This is a genomic window from Micromonospora sp. NPDC000207 (assembly GCF_040300925.1).
GTDB lineage: Bacteria > Actinomycetota > Actinomycetes > Mycobacteriales > Micromonosporaceae > Micromonospora.
In genome coordinates, this window is record NZ_JBEPEQ010000122.1 from 1 (window position 1) to 15,664 (window position 15,664).

Annotated in this window: 12 protein-coding genes; 6 read left to right on the plus strand and 6 right to left on the minus strand. The window is 73.6% G+C overall.

What is annotated here, in order from left to right; translation table 11 throughout:
* From ABT336_RS23410 to ABT336_RS23430, 5 genes are all read right to left on the minus strand, one after another.
* Nucleotides 1-745 (minus strand): pentapeptide repeat-containing protein (locus ABT336_RS23410; protein ID WP_502891243.1); only part of this gene is annotated, 745 nt, incomplete at its 3' end.
* Between the two features lie 95 nt (nucleotides 746-840).
* Nucleotides 841-3,222 (minus strand): hypothetical protein, encoded by a 2,382-nt coding sequence (locus tag ABT336_RS23415; RefSeq protein WP_350899081.1) that lies wholly within the window; start codon nucleotides 3,220-3,222, stop codon nucleotides 841-843.
* Entirely contained in the window at nucleotides 3,219-4,985 is a 1,767-nt protein-coding gene (locus ABT336_RS23420; RefSeq protein ID WP_350899083.1) for an ABC transporter permease, read from the minus strand. The genes ABT336_RS23415 and ABT336_RS23420 overlap by 4 nt, the downstream gene beginning before the upstream one ends.
* Nucleotides 4,982-6,262: a hypothetical protein gene (locus tag ABT336_RS23425; RefSeq protein ID WP_350899085.1), complete on the minus strand. Its 1,281-nt coding sequence runs from the start codon at nucleotides 6,260-6,262 to the stop codon at nucleotides 4,982-4,984. Before ABT336_RS23425 ends, ABT336_RS23420 begins: the two co-directional genes overlap by 4 nt.
* 5 nt (nucleotides 6,263-6,267) lie before the next feature.
* On the minus strand, nucleotides 6,268-6,888 hold the full coding sequence (locus tag ABT336_RS23430; protein ID WP_350899102.1) for an ATP-binding cassette domain-containing protein: 621 nt from the start codon (nucleotides 6,886-6,888) through the stop codon (nucleotides 6,268-6,270).
* Nucleotides 6,889-7,057: 169 nt separating this feature from the next.
* Between ABT336_RS23430 and ABT336_RS23435 the strand changes: the two genes are divergently transcribed.
* On the plus strand, nucleotides 7,058-8,572 hold the full coding sequence (locus ABT336_RS23435; RefSeq protein ID WP_350899087.1) for a flavin-containing monooxygenase: 1,515 nt from the start codon (nucleotides 7,058-7,060) through the stop codon (nucleotides 8,570-8,572).
* A gap of 1 nt (nucleotide 8,573) precedes the next feature.
* Nucleotides 8,574-9,467 carry an SDR family NAD(P)-dependent oxidoreductase gene (locus tag ABT336_RS23440; protein ID WP_350899089.1) on the plus strand — a complete coding sequence of 298 codons (894 nt, stop codon included), beginning with the start codon at nucleotides 8,574-8,576 and terminating at the stop codon, nucleotides 9,465-9,467.
* 10 nt (nucleotides 9,468-9,477) lie between these two features.
* Here ABT336_RS23440 and ABT336_RS23445 read toward each other — a convergent pair whose 3' ends face one another.
* Entirely contained in the window at nucleotides 9,478-10,923 is a 1,446-nt protein-coding gene (locus ABT336_RS23445) for a cryptochrome/photolyase family protein (RefSeq protein ID WP_350899091.1), read from the minus strand.
* 156 nt (nucleotides 10,924-11,079) lie between these two features.
* On the opposite strand from ABT336_RS23445, the gene ABT336_RS23450 reads away from it, so the two are divergent.
* The 4 genes from ABT336_RS23450 (at nucleotide 11,080) to ABT336_RS23465 (ending at nucleotide 15,167) form a co-directional block, all read left to right on the plus strand.
* Nucleotides 11,080-12,384 carry an MFS transporter gene (locus tag ABT336_RS23450; RefSeq protein ID WP_350899093.1) on the plus strand — a complete coding sequence of 435 codons (1,305 nt, stop codon included), beginning with the start codon at nucleotides 11,080-11,082 and terminating at the stop codon, nucleotides 12,382-12,384.
* A gap of 75 nt (nucleotides 12,385-12,459) precedes the next feature.
* Complete coding sequence (locus ABT336_RS23455; RefSeq protein ID WP_350899095.1) at nucleotides 12,460-13,545, plus strand: S-(hydroxymethyl)mycothiol dehydrogenase; 1,086 nt, start codon at nucleotides 12,460-12,462, stop codon at nucleotides 13,543-13,545.
* Nucleotides 13,545-14,174: an MBL fold metallo-hydrolase gene (locus tag ABT336_RS23460; protein WP_350899097.1), complete on the plus strand. Its 630-nt coding sequence runs from the start codon at nucleotides 13,545-13,547 to the stop codon at nucleotides 14,172-14,174. The genes ABT336_RS23455 and ABT336_RS23460 overlap by 1 nt, the downstream gene beginning before the upstream one ends.
* A gap of 285 nt (nucleotides 14,175-14,459) precedes the next feature.
* Nucleotides 14,460-15,167 carry a hypothetical protein gene (locus ABT336_RS23465; RefSeq protein ID WP_350899099.1) on the plus strand — a complete coding sequence of 236 codons (708 nt, stop codon included), beginning with the start codon at nucleotides 14,460-14,462 and terminating at the stop codon, nucleotides 15,165-15,167.
* Nucleotides 15,168-15,664: the final 497 nt, after the last annotated feature.

The window sequence follows — 15,664 nt, forward strand, 5'->3', positions numbered from 1 at the left end:
GGAACAGCGCCCGGCGCAGGTCCGCCCCCCGCAGGTCGGCACCCCGCAGGTCGGCACCGGTCAGGTCGGCCCGGGTCAGGTCCACCCCGCGCAGGTCGGCGCCGAGCAGCACCGCCCCCCGCAGGTTCGCCCCGCGCAGGTCGGTACGGCGCAGGTCCACCCCGAGCAGGTGGGCACCCCGCCGGTCCAGTCCGCCCCGGCCCCGGGCCCGGTCACCGGCGCGGGAGAGCCACCCGTTGACCTTCGCCCGGTGGGCGGCCACGTCCAGGGCCAGCAACTCCTGCGGGGAACCCTCGGTCCGGCGGGTCGTCTCGGCCAGCGCCCGCCGCAGCTCACCCGCGATCGGCTCGACAGGCCGCAGCGCCAACGCCTCGGTGAGATACCAGAGCAACTCGTGCAACTGACGCATCACCGCGAACACCTCGAACATCGTGTGCGCGGTGTCCGGATCGTCCCGCCAACTGCGCCCGCCGTAGGTGATCTGGGCGACCTGCTGACCGGCACCGAAGCAGTCGAATACGGTGCACCCGGCGAACCCCCGGTCCCGCAGCCGGTCGTGCGTACCGCAGCGGAAGTCTCCACCCAGGTGGGGGCAGGGCTGCCCGGCCGGTTTGTCGATCGCGAAGTCGGCCGAGGCGGCGAAGGCCGGTGCCACGCAGCACAGCCCGAAGCAGCGGGAACAGTCTGCCCGCAGTTCGGCGCCGTGACCCGGGCCGGTGGGGACGGAAAGCGGCAGTTCGGGCACGCTGCGGTGGCTCCCTCGACTCGCTGCCCCGACGACCTGCCGGGTACGACAAGTGTCCCGCCTCCCACCCACCCGGGGACCACCGCCCCGACCGGTCAGCCCTCGGACAACCGTTGTCGCGCCTGGGCCCGCCCGCCCGCGTCGCCGATCTCCTGGTACACCTGCGCGGCCCGCGACCAGTGTCGACGGGCCACCGCCGGCTTCCCCAGCGCCGTCGCCACGTCACCGAGGCAGAGCAGGGTACGACCCGACCCCTGCGACGGACGGCCGTGCCGCAGCAGGCGACTGCGGGTCAGCAGCCGGTAGGACTCCACCAGCCGTCGCCGGTCGACCCCCACCGACCGTGCTGATCCGTCCGGCCCGGTGTCCTCGGTCGCCCTGGCGAACAGGATCGCTCCCGCGTTGAGCAGGGCACCGGCCCGGATCGCCGGGCCGGCGTTCTCCTCGTCCAGCACCGCCCGCCCCGCCTGCGCCGCGTCGAGATGCTCCCCGAGCCGGTGGTACACCAGCATCAGGTTGGCCAACGCCGCCGCGTACCCCCGGGCGTCCCCGAGAGACCGGAAGGTGTTGGCCGCCCGCACCAGGTGGTGGTGGGCGGCCTCCGGTTCACCCCGGGTCAGCCGGGCGGCTCCCAGACCCAGGTCGGTCAACGCGTGCCCCGAGCGGTCCGCCCCCGACCGGTGCCGCCGGGACAGCTCCAGATGCTCCACCGCGTCGTCGACCTGACCCAGGTCGAGCAGGGCGAGCCCCAGATTCATCCGGGCCTGCGCGGTGCCCCGTCGGCCGCGTTCGGCGACCGCCAGGGTGAGCGCGGCGGCGGCACCGTGCGGGTCGTTCTGCCGCCGACGCAACACCCCCAGCTCGTTGTGCGCCCACCCGGCGATCCTCGGCCGGTCACCGGCCGTCGGGGTCGCCAGGACCAGGTCGCAGACCTTCTGCCACTCGGTGAACCGGTCGGCGTGGGCCAGCCACCCGCAGAGCGCCACGGCCAGCCGGAACCACCATCGACGGACCCGCCGGGGCAGCGTGTCGGCAGCCCCCGCCGGGACCCCCACCACCGCCAGGAGCAGATCCTGGTGCAGGTCGAACCAGGCGTACGGATCGTCGTCCGGCAGCAGCGACCGTTCCCGGCCCAGCAGTGCCCCGGTCAGCTGGAGGTTGGCCGCGTGGCGCTCGGCCCGCCGGGCCAGGTGGCGGGTCAGTCGGGCCTGGGCGGCGACCCGCCGTCCCACGGTGTCGGCGCTACGCAGGTGCAACCGGGCGTACGGCACCAGCAGCGGACGGAGGTCGTACCTGTCACCGGCGGCCCCACCGACGAAGGCCGCGGCGGCCAACTCGTCGAGCAGGGCCGCCACCTGCCGACGTGGTCGACCGGCGAGGGCCCCGATCGCCGGCCGGTCCAGCGGGGCGGGGCTGAGCGACAGCAGCCGGAACAACCGTCGCGCCTGCCACGACAGCGCGTGGTACGCGGTGTCCCGGTCGGTCACCAGGCGTACCGCCGGGGAGACCGGTGTCCGCTGGTGTGGCGGGGCGGCGGCGACGTGCCGCAGGTTGTCCCGGACGTCGGTGTAGCGCCACCCGTGCTGGGCGGTCCGGTAGCCGAGCGCCCGCACGACCCGGGGCTGCCGCCCGCACAGGTCGACGATCTCGGCGACCGCCGGGTCGACATGCGGGTCCGGAAGGTGCCGTCGGGCGGCCGACACGGCACCCCCGGCGGCGGCGAACAACTCCACGGCGTCCGCCCGGTCCGGTTCCTCGAGCCAGTACGGGACCAGCCCCTCGCAGGCGGCCAGTCCGGGCGTCCCGGCCAGGAGCAGCCGACAGGTCCGGGCGGCCGGCGGGAGCAATGCCCGCACCTGCTCCGGTCGGTCGACGTTGTCCAGCACCAACAGGATCCGACGTCCGTCGAGGTGCGAACGCAGCTCGTCGGCGGCGGCCTCCAGGTCGTCGACCCCCTCGCCGGCGGGGGCGGTGGTACCCAGGATCCGGGCCAGGGCGGTGAGCACCTCCCGGGGTGAGCGCTGCCGACCGCCCCGCCGCAGGTCGAGGTAGTACTGCTGGTCGGGGAACTCGTCGCGGCACAGGTTCGCGGCCTGCACCGCGCAGGCCGACGTGCCGACCGCCCGCCGACCCACCACCGCCACCGCGTGTGTGGTCCGCAGCAGTGTCACGACCGCGTCGACCTGCCCGACCCGCCCGGTGAACCCGGCCGGGTAGGGCAGGGTGGGTGCTCCCGTCGACGGCGCGGTGACGACGTCGGTCGGGTCGGCGGGATCGGTGCGTTCGGTCCGTCGCCGACGGAGTTCGATCACCACGGCGGCGACCGCACCGACCACCGCCACCGCGATGCTCGCCGGACCGAGCAGGGTGTCGGCCAGCTCGGAGAGCAGGTTGCTCGCCACGTTGCCGAGCACCCCACCGACCAGGGTGAGCACCGCGACCGCCGCAGGCCAACGGGGTCGTCGGGACCCGGTCATCGGATGCCCCGGGAGACCAGCCCGGTCACCAGGTGCCGGCGGGCCGCCACCACCAGCAGCACCGGCAGGATCGAGGCGAGCACCGACCCGGCGGCCAGCACCCCGCTGTTGGCGACGAAGTGCCGGGCCTGGCCGTAGAGGAACATCCCCAGCGGGGCGGTCTCCGCCGCGTTGAACAGCAGCCCCACCACCAGGTCGTTCCACACCCCGACGAACTGCAGGACGCCGAGCGCGACGACTGCCGACCGGTTGTGCCGGGCCAGTTCCCGCAGGGTCCCCCACCAGTGTCGGCCGCCGAGCCGGGCGGCGCGCACCTGCTCGGCTGGCAGGTCGGCGAAGGCGTTGCGCAGCACCAGCACCGCGAACGGCACCCCCAGGGCCACGTGCACCAGGGCGAGACCGTGGGTGGTCCCGGAGGAGTACACCGCGCCCAGCACCTCGTTGACCGGACCGGCGATCATCTGGACGGGCACCACCACCGCCGCCGTCAGGAACACCCCGGTCAGCTGCGCCGGCGGGCCGGTCAACCAGGCCAGGGGATAGGCGGCGAGCAGCGCGACGCCGAGCACCGCCACCGTGACGCCGGTGGAGAGCAGCAGTGTGAACAGCAGGCTGCGCCACAGGTCCGGGTCGGTGAGGACGGCCGCGTAGGAGTCGAGGCTCGGCGGGGTGCTCCACCAGCCGTGCGCCGCCGCGTCCACCGGTGCGTGCAGGGAGGTCGCGACGAGGACCCCCAACGGGACCAGCCAGACGATCGCGGCACCGGCGGTGACCAGCCGCAACCGGCGTGACGGTGGGGGCGTCGGGTCGACCTCCGGCGGGTCGGCGGGCCGTGGGGGAGGCCACGACTGTCTGATGAACAACGCCGCCACCAACATGCCGGCGGCCACGGCGGCCAGCCAGATCACCCCCAGGGCGGCACCCGGGCCGGTGGTGGTGCCACCGGAGGTCTGCCAGACCCGGACGGCCAGTACGGCGGCCTCGTCGCGTACCGAGCCGGGTGCCATGGTCAGGATGAGGTCGAAGGACCGGTTGGCCCCGATCGCCACCAGGGCGAAGACCACCGCCACCGTCCGCAGCAGCAGTGGCCGCCACTGGGCGTCCCAGAGCACGTCGCGCCGGTTGCCGCCGAAGGCCCGGACCGCGTCGGCGAGGCTGGGCGGCACCGCCTCCAGGGCGGCCCGGAACATCACCACGGCCAGACCCACCCAGGCCCAGACGAACGCCGCCATGAGGGACACCGTCACCAACCCGGGACCGAGCGGCAGCGGGACCGTGTCCACCGGGCCGGGCCAGACCGCCCCGAGCACCCGGGCGACCAGCCCCCGGGTGGGGGCCGGGTCGAGCAGCAGCCGGAAGGTCACAGCGGTCACGACCAGCGGGAGCGCGATCGGCAGCACCAGGATCAGCCGGACCAGACCCCCCTCCGCCGTCCGTCGGGAGGCGGTGGCGAGCAGGTAGCCGAGGGTGGTCACCACGGCCGGCACCAGCACCGCCCACAGCAGCGTACGGCCCACCGCCGCCCCGGCCCCCGGGGTGGCGAAGGCGTCACGGAAGTGGGTCGTCCCCACCCACCGTCCGTCGGTGGTGACACTGGCGTGCAGGGTACGCAGCACCGGCCAGAGCAGCAGCGCCCCCAGCAGGAGCACGGCGGGCAGCAGCAACGCCGAGGTGCCACCGGCCGCCGGATAGGCCCGACCGCGTCGGGGGCGACCCACGTCGTCGAGGACGACGAGCTCGCCGAGGACGGGCGGCCGGCTCACCTTCCGCGCTCCGTGTCCTGCGCCGCCGCCGCCAACAGGGCGGTCGTCCGGTTGACCGCCCCGGCCGGGGGCGCACCGGCGGTGACGTCGGCGAAGAAGTCCTGCATGATCCGCCAGATCCCGACCCCGTCGGTGCCGGTGAACGGTGACGGCAGCCGGTCGGACAGGTCGAACCGGGGACTCGCGGCGGCGTGCAGCTCCCGGGCGAGGTCACCGGTGGGACCGTCGGCGTACTCCCGCAGCGGCACGCTCAGGTCCGGCGACAGGTATCCGCCGGCCTGCCGCCAGGGCGCGAACGAGGCGGTCTCGGTGAGCCACTGCACCAGCGCCACCCCCCGGTCGGACCCGGTGAAGGCGACTGCGGCGTCTCCGCCGACGAGCAGCGGTGGCTCGTCGTCGGCGTTCGCCGCCGGGAACCGGAACGTCGCCGGCTCCTCGCCGTCGCGGCCGAACGCGCGGGCCACCCCCCGGGCGAAGTCGGCACCGAAGACCATCACCGCCTCCCGCTGGTGGACCACCTGGATCACCGACTCCTGGAACTGGGTGAGCAGCGCCCGCCTGCCCCCGCCGGGGAAGGCCCCCGGCGTACCCCACAGGTCGGCCAGACGCAGCAGGGCCGCCTGCACCGGCCGTTCCCGCCAGTCGGCCTCGCCCCGGGCGAGGAGGTCGTACTCCTCGGGGGTGGTGACGTCGGCGAGGACGTTCTCCAGCCAGTCGGTCAGCACCCACCCGTCGGCCGCCCCGACGGCCAGGGGGGCGGGCCCGGCGCCCCGCACGGCCAGGGCACCCAGCCGCCGGGTGAGCCCCACCAGGGCGTCCCAGGTGTCGGGGCGCTCGGGCAACCGGGACGGCAGGTGCCAGAACAGCGACTTGTGGGCCGCCTTGACCCAGACGCCGTACCCGACCCCCCGGTAGGTCAGCAGTTCGGTGAGCCCGGTGGGGGACCGGTAGGTGGCGGTCGGCAGCACCGGTGCCAGCCACCCGCGTCGGGCGTACTCGGTGACCAGGCCGGGGCGGGGCAGGATGGCCACGTCGGGGCTGGTACCGGCCAGACGCCGGGCGTTGAGGAACGCGTCGATGTCCTCCCCGGTGCTGGTCACCCGCACCGGGGCACCCGGGAACCCGCGCAACACCGCCCGGAACTGCGCCAACTCGTCGGCGCTCCACACCACTGCCACCCGGACCGCCCGGTCCTGCCCGGAACAGGCCGTCGCCCCGGACGCCGAGGTGACGGCGACGACCGACCGCAGCAGGCCCCGTCGACTCAGGCGCGGCACCCCGGTCACCCGGCCGCCCCGGGCGGGCCGCTCCCCGTCACCGGCCCGACCTCCGTCGGGTCGGCCACGCCCAGGTCGGTCAACCCCCGACGGTCGGTCGAACAGACCAGGACCGCGCTCTCCCACCTCGCCGACGGCTCCGGCCGGGGCAGGAGGTCGGCGAGCCGCCCGAGGCGTACGGAGGTGCCGGGAAGGTCCACCACCAGCACCTCCGGTGTGCCGGCGACAGCGCGGGCCAGGGCCACCCGGAACCGCTGCGCGTCGGAGAGCAGGTGCGGCAACAGGTCCAGGGTCGGAGCCAGGTTCAACTGCTCGACGACGCTGTCCACCCAGTCGTTGGAGATCTTGACGACCCGTTCGCGTTTGCGCAGTCCGTACTCGATGTTGCGACGGACCGAGAGGTGGGGCAGCAGGGCCCCACCGGCGGGGACGTACCCGATCTGGCGGCGGGCGGGCGGCTGGTCGGTGACGTCCCGCCCGGCCACCCGGACCCGACCGGCCACGGCGGGCGCCAGACCGGCCACCACCCGGGCCGTCGTGGTGCTCGACCGCCGGTCCGGGGCGAGCAGGGCGGCGATCCCACCGGCCGGCACCGTCAGGTCGACAGGTGCCGTTCCGACGTGCACAACCAACCCCGACAGCTGTAGCGTCGCCCTCACCCCCGACGTCGGCATCGACGCCGATCAGGGTGGCACAGTTCGGCCACCGGCGCCGTCCCCTGCCCGACAGCACCGGGGTCGGACGACGGCGGCACGGGAGCGGCTACGGTCCGCAGGCAGGCACCCGGGAGGCGAGATGACCGGCGACCACGTGGACGTGCTCATCGTCGGTGCCGGCCTCTCCGGCATCGGGGCCGCCTGCCACCTGCGCCGGTCCTGCCCGGACAAGACGTACGCGGTGCTGGAGGCTCGGGCCGCCCTCGGCGGCACCTGGGACCTGTTCCGCTACCCGGGCATCCGGTCGGACAGCGACATGTACACCCTCGGCTACTCGTTCCGGCCGTGGACGGACCCCCGGGCCATCGCCGACGGGGAGAGCATCCGCCGATACGTCGGACAGACCGCCCGGGAGTACCGGGTCGACGAGCACGTCCGCCTCCGACACCGGGTGCGGCGCGCCGAGTGGGACGGTGCGACAGCCCGCTGGACGGTGCACGCCCACCGTGACGACACCGCCGAGTCGGTCACGCTGACCTGCTCCTTCCTGTACGTCTGCACCGGCTACTACCGCCACGAGGCCGGGTACACCCCGCCGTTGCCGGGCCTCGACGGGTTCACCGGGCGGGTGGTGCATCCGCAGCACTGGCCCGCCGACCTCGACCACACCGGCCGACGGGTGGTGGTGATCGGCAGCGGGGCGAGCGCGGTGACCCTGGTCCCGGCCCTCGCCGAACGGGCCGCCCACGTCACCATGCTGCAACGGTCCCCGAGCTACGTGGTGGCGCTGCCCTCGCGTGACGCCCTCGCCGACGCCCTGCGCGGCCGACTGCCGCAGCGGGTGGCGTACCAGCTGGTGCGGTGGAAGAACGTGCTGCTGGCCACCGCCGGGTTCCGGTTCAGCCGACGAGCGCCGGCCCTGGCCCGCCGCGTCCTGCGGCGGGCCGCACGACGACACCTGCCCCCGGGGTACGACGTCGACAGACACTTCTCACCCGACTACGACCCGTGGGACCAGCGGATCTGCGTGGCCCCCGACGGTGACCTGTTCACCGCGATCACCGCCGGTCGGGCCTCGGTGGTGACCGACCGGATCGACACCTTCACCGCCGACGGTGTCCGGCTCTCCTCCGGTACGCACCTGCCCGCCGACGTCGTGGTGACCGCCACCGGGCTGGACCTGCTCGTCCTCGGCGGGATGACCCTCACCGTCGACGGCGTCGACGTCGATCCCGCCGACACCGTCGCGTACAAGGGGATGATGCTCTCCGGGGTGCCGAACCTCGCCCTGACCGTCGGGTACACCAACGCGTCCTGGACGCTCAAGGCCGACCTGGTCGCCGGGTACGTCTGCCGACTGCTCCGGCACCTCGACCGCACCGGCCGACGGGTCGTCACCCCGCTGCCGCCGCCCGACGACCGGCGGTCGCCCCTGCTCGACCTGCGCTCCGGGTACGTGCTGCGCAGCCTGGACCGGCTGCCCCGGCAGGGCCGGCGGACCCCCTGGCGGCTGTACCAGAACTACCTGCGCGACCTGCTGCTGATGCGGTACGGCCGGCTCGACGACGCCGGTGTGCGGTTCTCCCACGGCACCGACGGCCCACCCGGACCCGCCGACGCCCCACACCGGACCCCGCCGACCGAGGAGTGCTGACGTGCGTACCTTCGACTTCACCGGGGCGACCGCAGTGGTCACCGGCGCCGCCAGCGGCATCGGGGCGGCGCTGGCCGCCGCGCTGGCCCGCCGGGGCAGCGACCTGGTCCTGCTGGACCGGGACGCCGACGGGCTCACCGCAGTCGTCGACACCCTGCGCGGTCGGCACGGCGACCGCGACGTCACCGGGTACGTCGTCGACCTCGCCGACCGGGCCGACACCGCCCGGGCCGCCGGGCTGGTCCGGGACCGCCACCCCCGGATCCGGCTGCTGGTCAACAACGCCGGGGTGGCCCTCGGCGGGCGGTTCGACCAGATCACCCTCGACGAGTTCGGCTGGGTCATGGAGGTCAACTTCCGGGCGGTGGTGCAGATGACCCACGAACTGCTCCCGACGCTGCGGGCCGAGCCCGGCGCCCACCTGGTCAACGTCTCCAGCGCCTTCGGGTTGATCGCCCCGGCCGGGCAGACCGCCTACGCGGCCAGCAAGTTCGCCGTCCGGGGCTTCACCGAGGCGCTGCGTCACGAACTGGTCGGCCAGGGCGTCGGCGTGACCTCGGTGCACCCGGGCGGCATCCGGACCGCGATCGCCCGTAACGCGCGAATGGGCGCCAACGTGCCCGCCGACGACGTCGCCGGTGAGCTGCGCCGGTTCGAACGGCTGCTCACCATCGACCCGGCCCGCGCCGCCGAGGTGATCCTCACCGGGGTACGTCGCCGTCGACCCCGGGTCCTGATCGGCTGGTCGGCGCGCGTACCCGACCTGCTGGTCCGGCTCCTGCCCGGCTCGTACGGGCGGCTGCTCACCACCGGACAGGACCTCGTCGTCCGGGCCCTGACCCGGCAGGCCGCCCGCCGGGACGCCACGCCCACCGGCACCCCCGGACCCCGGTGACATCCCCCGGTCACGGCGGGTCGTCGCCCCGCTTCTCCTCCTGGGCCAGCACCGACTCCCGGCGGTGCGGGTCGTCGCGGCCGGCCAGTTCGGCGGCGAGCCGGGGGTCGGAGACCAGCCGTTCCCGGTTGCGGTGCAGGAAACTCTCGAACCCCCCGGTGTACGGGCAGGCCGTGTCCCCGACGGCCCGCTCCGGCACGTACCGGCAGCCCCCGCAGTAGTCGCTGATCTCGTCGACGTAGGTCCCGTCGACGGCGTACGGTCGGGTCTCGATCCGTCCCAGGTCGGCGTAGTGGCTCAGGCCGAGCACCGTGGCGTTCATCGCCCACCCGGTGCCGTCGACGAAGGAACACCGGAACCACTCGGCCAACTCGGTCGGGGACCAGCCCCGCTGCAGGGCGTAGTTGTTGAGCACCAGCAATCGCTGCGAGTGGTGTGCCCAGGCCCGGTCGCGGACCCCGGCCAGGACGTCGGCCAGGCACCGGGCCTCGACCGCGTCGGCGTCGAGGTCGGCGAACCACCTGGGTAGCGGCTCGGCGGCGGGCAACCAGTCGTCGGCACGCCACCGGGGCTCGACGTACCAGTACAGCTGCCACAGGAACTCGCGCCAGCCGAGCAGTTGCCTGACGAACGCCTCCGCCGCCGAGCGGGGAACCGATCCGGCCCGCCACTCCTGCTCGGCCCGGCGTACGGCCGGCTCCGGGTCGAGCAGGCCCAGGTTGAACGAGGAGGAGAGCACGCTGTGGGCCAGCACCGGGTCGTCGGCGCTCATCACCGCGCCGAACCTGCCGTACTCGGCCAGCCGGTACCGGAGGAAGTGCTCCAGCCGGGCCTGCGCCTCGGCGTGGGTGGCGGGGTGACGCCGGGGGGCGTCCCGGCCGACGAACCGGACCCCCTCGTCCGCCCACCGGTCGAGGTCCCGGCGGACACCGGCGTCGATCTCGTCCTCCTCGATCGGTGGGGGAGGGGGTGCCTCCGGTCGGTCCCGGCGCGGCATCGACCGGACCGGTCGGTTGCCGGCCGGTTCGGTCAGCACCCCGTGCCGTCGGCGGGCGTCGCGGTAGAAGTCGGTCATCCGGAGCCGGACCCGCCGACCCCGGTCGGCCCAGGCCGCGAACTCGGCCTGCCCGGTGACGAAGCCGCGGGGCGGCAGGACCCTCACTCCGGCCGACCTGGCGAACGCCAACGCCGCCCGGGTGGTGGGGTGGCACACCTCGACCGCCGTGCCGAGGCGGGTCAGCGCCGCACGGAAGGTGTCGGCCCGCAGCAACACCGCCCGGTCGCCCAGCTCGGCCGCCCGGTGCCGCAGGGCCGACAGGATCAGGTGCGCCTTCTGCCGGTGCACGGGCCGGCGGCGGAACAGGTCCCGGGCCTCGACGAGGAGCACCGGTTGGTCAGGGTCGTCGAGAAAGTGCGGCCCGAGCTGGTCGGCGAGCAACCACCGGTGTGAAGACATGCGTCGATTCTGCCCATCGGGCAGCGGTTCTGCCGACTGGCGGCGGCGTGTCCGGCGATGTGATCCGAGGAAAACTCCCGGCCGCCGTCGTGAAGCGCGCCACCCGCGGCGCGGGTGCCTCACCCACCGTGGACGGTTCGGACGATGATGGGGGTCATGCCTCTCAGCGCCGTGCGGCGTCGCACCTCGGCCACCGTCGTCAGCCGTCGGGCCGTCCTGGTCTGGGCGGTGGCCCTCGCCGCGTACGCCACAGCGGTGTTCAACCGCAGCTCACTCGGGGTGGCCGGGGTCGACGCCACTGACCGTTTCGGTATCAACGCCGCAGCCCTGGCGACCTTCTCGGTGGCCCAACTCGCCGTGCTCGCGGCCATGCAGATCCCGGTCGGGGTGCTGCTCGACAGGTACGGCTCCCGCCGTCTGCTCCTCGTCGGCGCCGTCCTGATGGCCACCGGACAGATCTGTTTCGCCCTCGCCACCGACGTGGGAATGGCGGTGGCCGGTCGGATGCTCGTCGGCTTCGGCGACGCGATGACCTTCATCAGCGTGCTGCGGGTCGTCGCCGTGTGGTTCCCCGGGCGGCGCAACCCGCTGCTGGTGCAGTTGACAGCGACCTTCGGCCAGTTCGGTGCGGTCGTCGGTGCGGTGCCGCTGGTGGCGATGCTGCAGTGGCTGGGGTGGAGCGGAACCTTCCTGACCGCCGCCGGGTTGACCGCCACCGTGTCGCTGATGGTGGCCGCCGCCCTGCGGGACCACCCGCACGCCGTCGTCGTCGCGTCGCCGCCCGCTCTGGCCGTGGTCCGTCGGAACCTGGCCGCCGCCTGGGCTCACCCCGGCACCCGGTTGGGCCTGTGGACGCACTTCGTCACCTCCTTCTCGGGTGGGATCTTCGCCCTGCTGTGGGGCTTTCCGTTCCTGGTGCAGGGGCAGGGGTTGGCCCCGACCGCAGCCGCCAGCCTGATCACCGTGATGATCCTCGCCGGGCTGCTGGTGGGGCCGGGGATCGCCCAACTCTGTGCCCGCTACCCCTTCCACCGTTCCTCGCTGGTGCTCGTCCTGGTCGGTGCGCAGGCCGCTGCCTGGACGGTGGTGCTCGCCTGGCCCGGCCCCGCGCCCCGGTGGCTGTTGGTGATGCTGGTCCTGGTGCTCGCGGTCAGCGGCCCGGGATCGATGATCGGGTTCGACTACGCCCGGACGTTCAACCCGGTGCACCGGATCGGCAGCGCCTCCGGCATCGTCAACGTCGGCGGCTTCGTCGCCTCGATCGTGATCATCCTGGCGATCGGCGTCGTCCTCGATGTGGCCGGCGGGGGCGGGCCGCCGACGCTCGACTCGTTCCGCTGGGCCTTCGCGATGCAGTACGTCCTCTGGGCGGTCGGGGCGGTCCAGGTGGTACGCCTGCGCAACGCGGCTCGGCGGCAGGTCGCCGCCGAGAGTGCCGTCGCCCCCGGGGCGGGCGGCTGACCCGCGAGCGGAGCCGACCCGGCCGATCGGCGGTAGGTTCGCGGGAGGGACACCCGCTACCAGCAGGGAGGCAACGTGAGCCAGCAGGTCAGGGCAGTCGTGTCGCGGAGCAAGGGGGCTCCGGTCGAGGTCACCACCATCGTGGTTCCCGACCCGGGGCCGGGCGAGGCGGTGGTCAGGGTGCAGTCCTGCGGGGTCTGCCACACCGACCTGCACTACCGCGAGGGCGGCATCAACGACGACTACCCCTTCCTGCTCGGGCACGAGGCCGCCGGGGTCGTCGAGCAGGTCGGGGAGGGCGTGACCGAGGTCGCGCCGGGTGACTTCGTGGTGCTCAACTGGCGGGCGGTCTGCGGGGTCTGCCGGGCCTGCCGACGCGGACGCCCCTGGTACTGCTTCGCCACCCACAACGCCACGCAGAAGATGACCCTCACCGACGGCACCGAACTCACCCCGGCGCTGGGCATCGGCGCGTTCGCCGAGAAGACCCTCGTGCACGCCGGGCAGTGCACCAAGGTCGACCCGGCCGCCCGGCCGGCGGCGGTGGGCCTGCTCGGGTGCGGGGTGATGGCCGGTATCGGCGCTGCGGTGAACACCGGTCAGGTCACCCGGGGTGACTCGGTGGCGGTGATCGGCTGCGGCGGTGTGGGGGACGCGGCGATCGCCGGGGCGGCCCTCGCCGGGGCGACCACCATCGTCGCGGTGGACACCGACTCCCGCAAACTGGACTGGGCCCGCCGGTTCGGTGCCACCCACACCGTCGACGCCTCGCAGGACGACCCGGTCGCCGCGATCCAGGCGGTCACCGACGGGTTCGGGGCGGACGTGGTGATCGACGCGGTGGGGCGGCCGGAGACCTGGAAGCAGGCCTTCTACGCCCGGGACCTGGCCGGGACCGTCGTGCTGGTCGGCGTACCGACGCCGGAGATGACAGTCGAGGTGCCCCTGCTGGACGTCTTCGGTCGGGGTGGTGCGCTGAAGTCCAGCTGGTACGGCGACTGTCTGCCAGGTCGGGACTTCCCGATGTTGACCGAGTTGTACAAGCAGGGGCGGCTCGACCTCGACGCCTTCGTCACCGAGGAGATCACCCTGGACCAGGTGGAGGAGTCCTTCGCCAAGATGCACCACGGCGACGTCCTCCGTTCGGTGGTGATCTTCTGATGGCCGCCCGTGTCGACCACGCCGTCACCTCCGGCACGTTCTCCCTCGACGGGCAGACCTTCGACGTCGACAACAACGTCTGGGTGGTCGGCGACGACCACGAGTGCGTCGTCCTGGACGCCCCGCACGACGTCGACGCCATCCTGAAGGTGGTGGCCGGTCGTCGGGTCCGGGCGGTGTTGGCCACCCACGGCCACGACGACCACGTACGCTTCGCCCCCCGCCTGGCCCGCGCCGTCGACGCGCCGGTCCTGCTGCACCCCGACGACCGGGTGCTCTGGGACATGGTCCACCCCGACGTGCCACCGGCCGGGCAGCTGCACGACGGCGACACCGTGGAGGTGGCCGGGACCACCCTGCACGTCCTGCACACCCCCGGTCACAGCCCCGGGGCGTGCAGCTTCCACGCCCCGGACCTGGGCGTCGTCTTCACCGGCGACACCCTGTTCGCCGGGGGACCGGGGGCCACCGGGCGGTCGTACAGCGACTTCGGCACCATCGTCGAGTCGATCCGGACCAGGCTGTTGACCCTGCCGCCGGAGACCGTGGTGCACACCGGGCACGGGGACAGCACCACCGTCGGGGCCGAGGCCCCGCACCTGGAGGAGTGGATCGCCAGGGGGCACTGAGCCACAGACAGCGCACGACCGGGGCGCCCGGTGCGGTCGACTGACCGACACCGGGCGCCCCGGTCGTGTCTGCGTGCCTGTCGGCCGGTTCGTCCGCTCCCTGTCGACGTCGAGGTGTGACCCGGACCACACCGATCGGCCGTATCCGGCATATCCGGAATGACCGACAAGGTGGAGGGGGTTGTCCTTCCCGTAAGGCCGTCTGTCAAACCCGCTGACGGCAGCAAGTCCCCCGGTACGCGCCCACCCCCCGGGCGCGTCGCAACGATCGAAAGGGCAACCATCGTGAAGTCGGACTTCACCCGATGGCTCCCCGCCATCGCCACGACCCCGTACCGCAAGGCCGCGCTGTCCGTCGTCGGTGTCGCCGCCATCGGTGGCCTCGCCGTCGGCCCCACCGCCGTCGCCGCGCCGCTCGCCGCCACCCCGCACGAGGGGGCGGTGGCCGCCATCGACCTGGCCACCGGCAAGTCCCGCACCGCCGGTACGCCCGAGTCGGGGCTGACCACCGGTGCGTGGCAGACCGGCACGGTCCGCAGCGAATCGGCCAAGCCGACCCGTGACGACCTGATCCCGCACGGGGTGGAGGGCGCACAGTCGCGGGTCCCCCTCGACGACGCGCAGATCGACAACGCCCGGACCATCATCGAGACGGCCAAGCGCACCGGCGTGGGGGAGCGGGGTGCCGTGATCGGCATCGCCACCTCACTACAGGAGTCGAAGCTGTACAACCTCGGCCACCTGGGCGTGTACAACGACCACGACTCGCAGGGTCTGTTCCAACAGCGCCCGTCGTCCGGTTGGGGCACGCCTGACCAGATCACCGACCCCGAGTACTCGTCGACCGCCTTCTTCGACGCCCTCAAGAACGTCGGCGGCTGGGAGGACCTGCCGCTGACCACTGCGGCGCAGACCGTGCAGGTGTCGGCGTTCCCGTACGCCTACGCCCAGTGGGAGGAGCAGGCGGCCGACGTCGTCCACCAGCTCTGGTGACCCGCTGACCGACATCGCATGTGGGGACCGACCGGCGCAGCCGGTCGGTCCCCACTGTCGTCTGCGCGTACCGCCGACCCGGGTTGACCGGAGTGTCCCGCCGACGGTGAGCCCGATGTCGGTTATGTCCCGGTGTGGAGGTGTGGTCGGGGGCACTCGGGGGGTGGAATGGCGGCGGGGGTGGAGTCGTTACACCCTCCGTACGACCGAGTGGCACCGGCGGGGGTGAGGAGCCTCCGGGGTGTGTGGGTCCGGCCGGGAATGGCTGTGGGCCGGCGGTCGTTGGACATGGGCCTGGCGAGGTGAGCGCGGCTCCCCGCTCGGGTTTCCCCTTCTTGATCTTTCCCCTTTTTCGTTGGGCGCCTGACGGTGTCCGCATCTGCCCTGTGGGTGGGTGTCGTACCCCCGGATGGAGCTGTCGATGATGAACTCGGTGCTGCGTAGGAGTGTTCTGGGTGTTGCTGGTCTGGCGTTCGCGGGTGGTCTGGCGGCGGGTC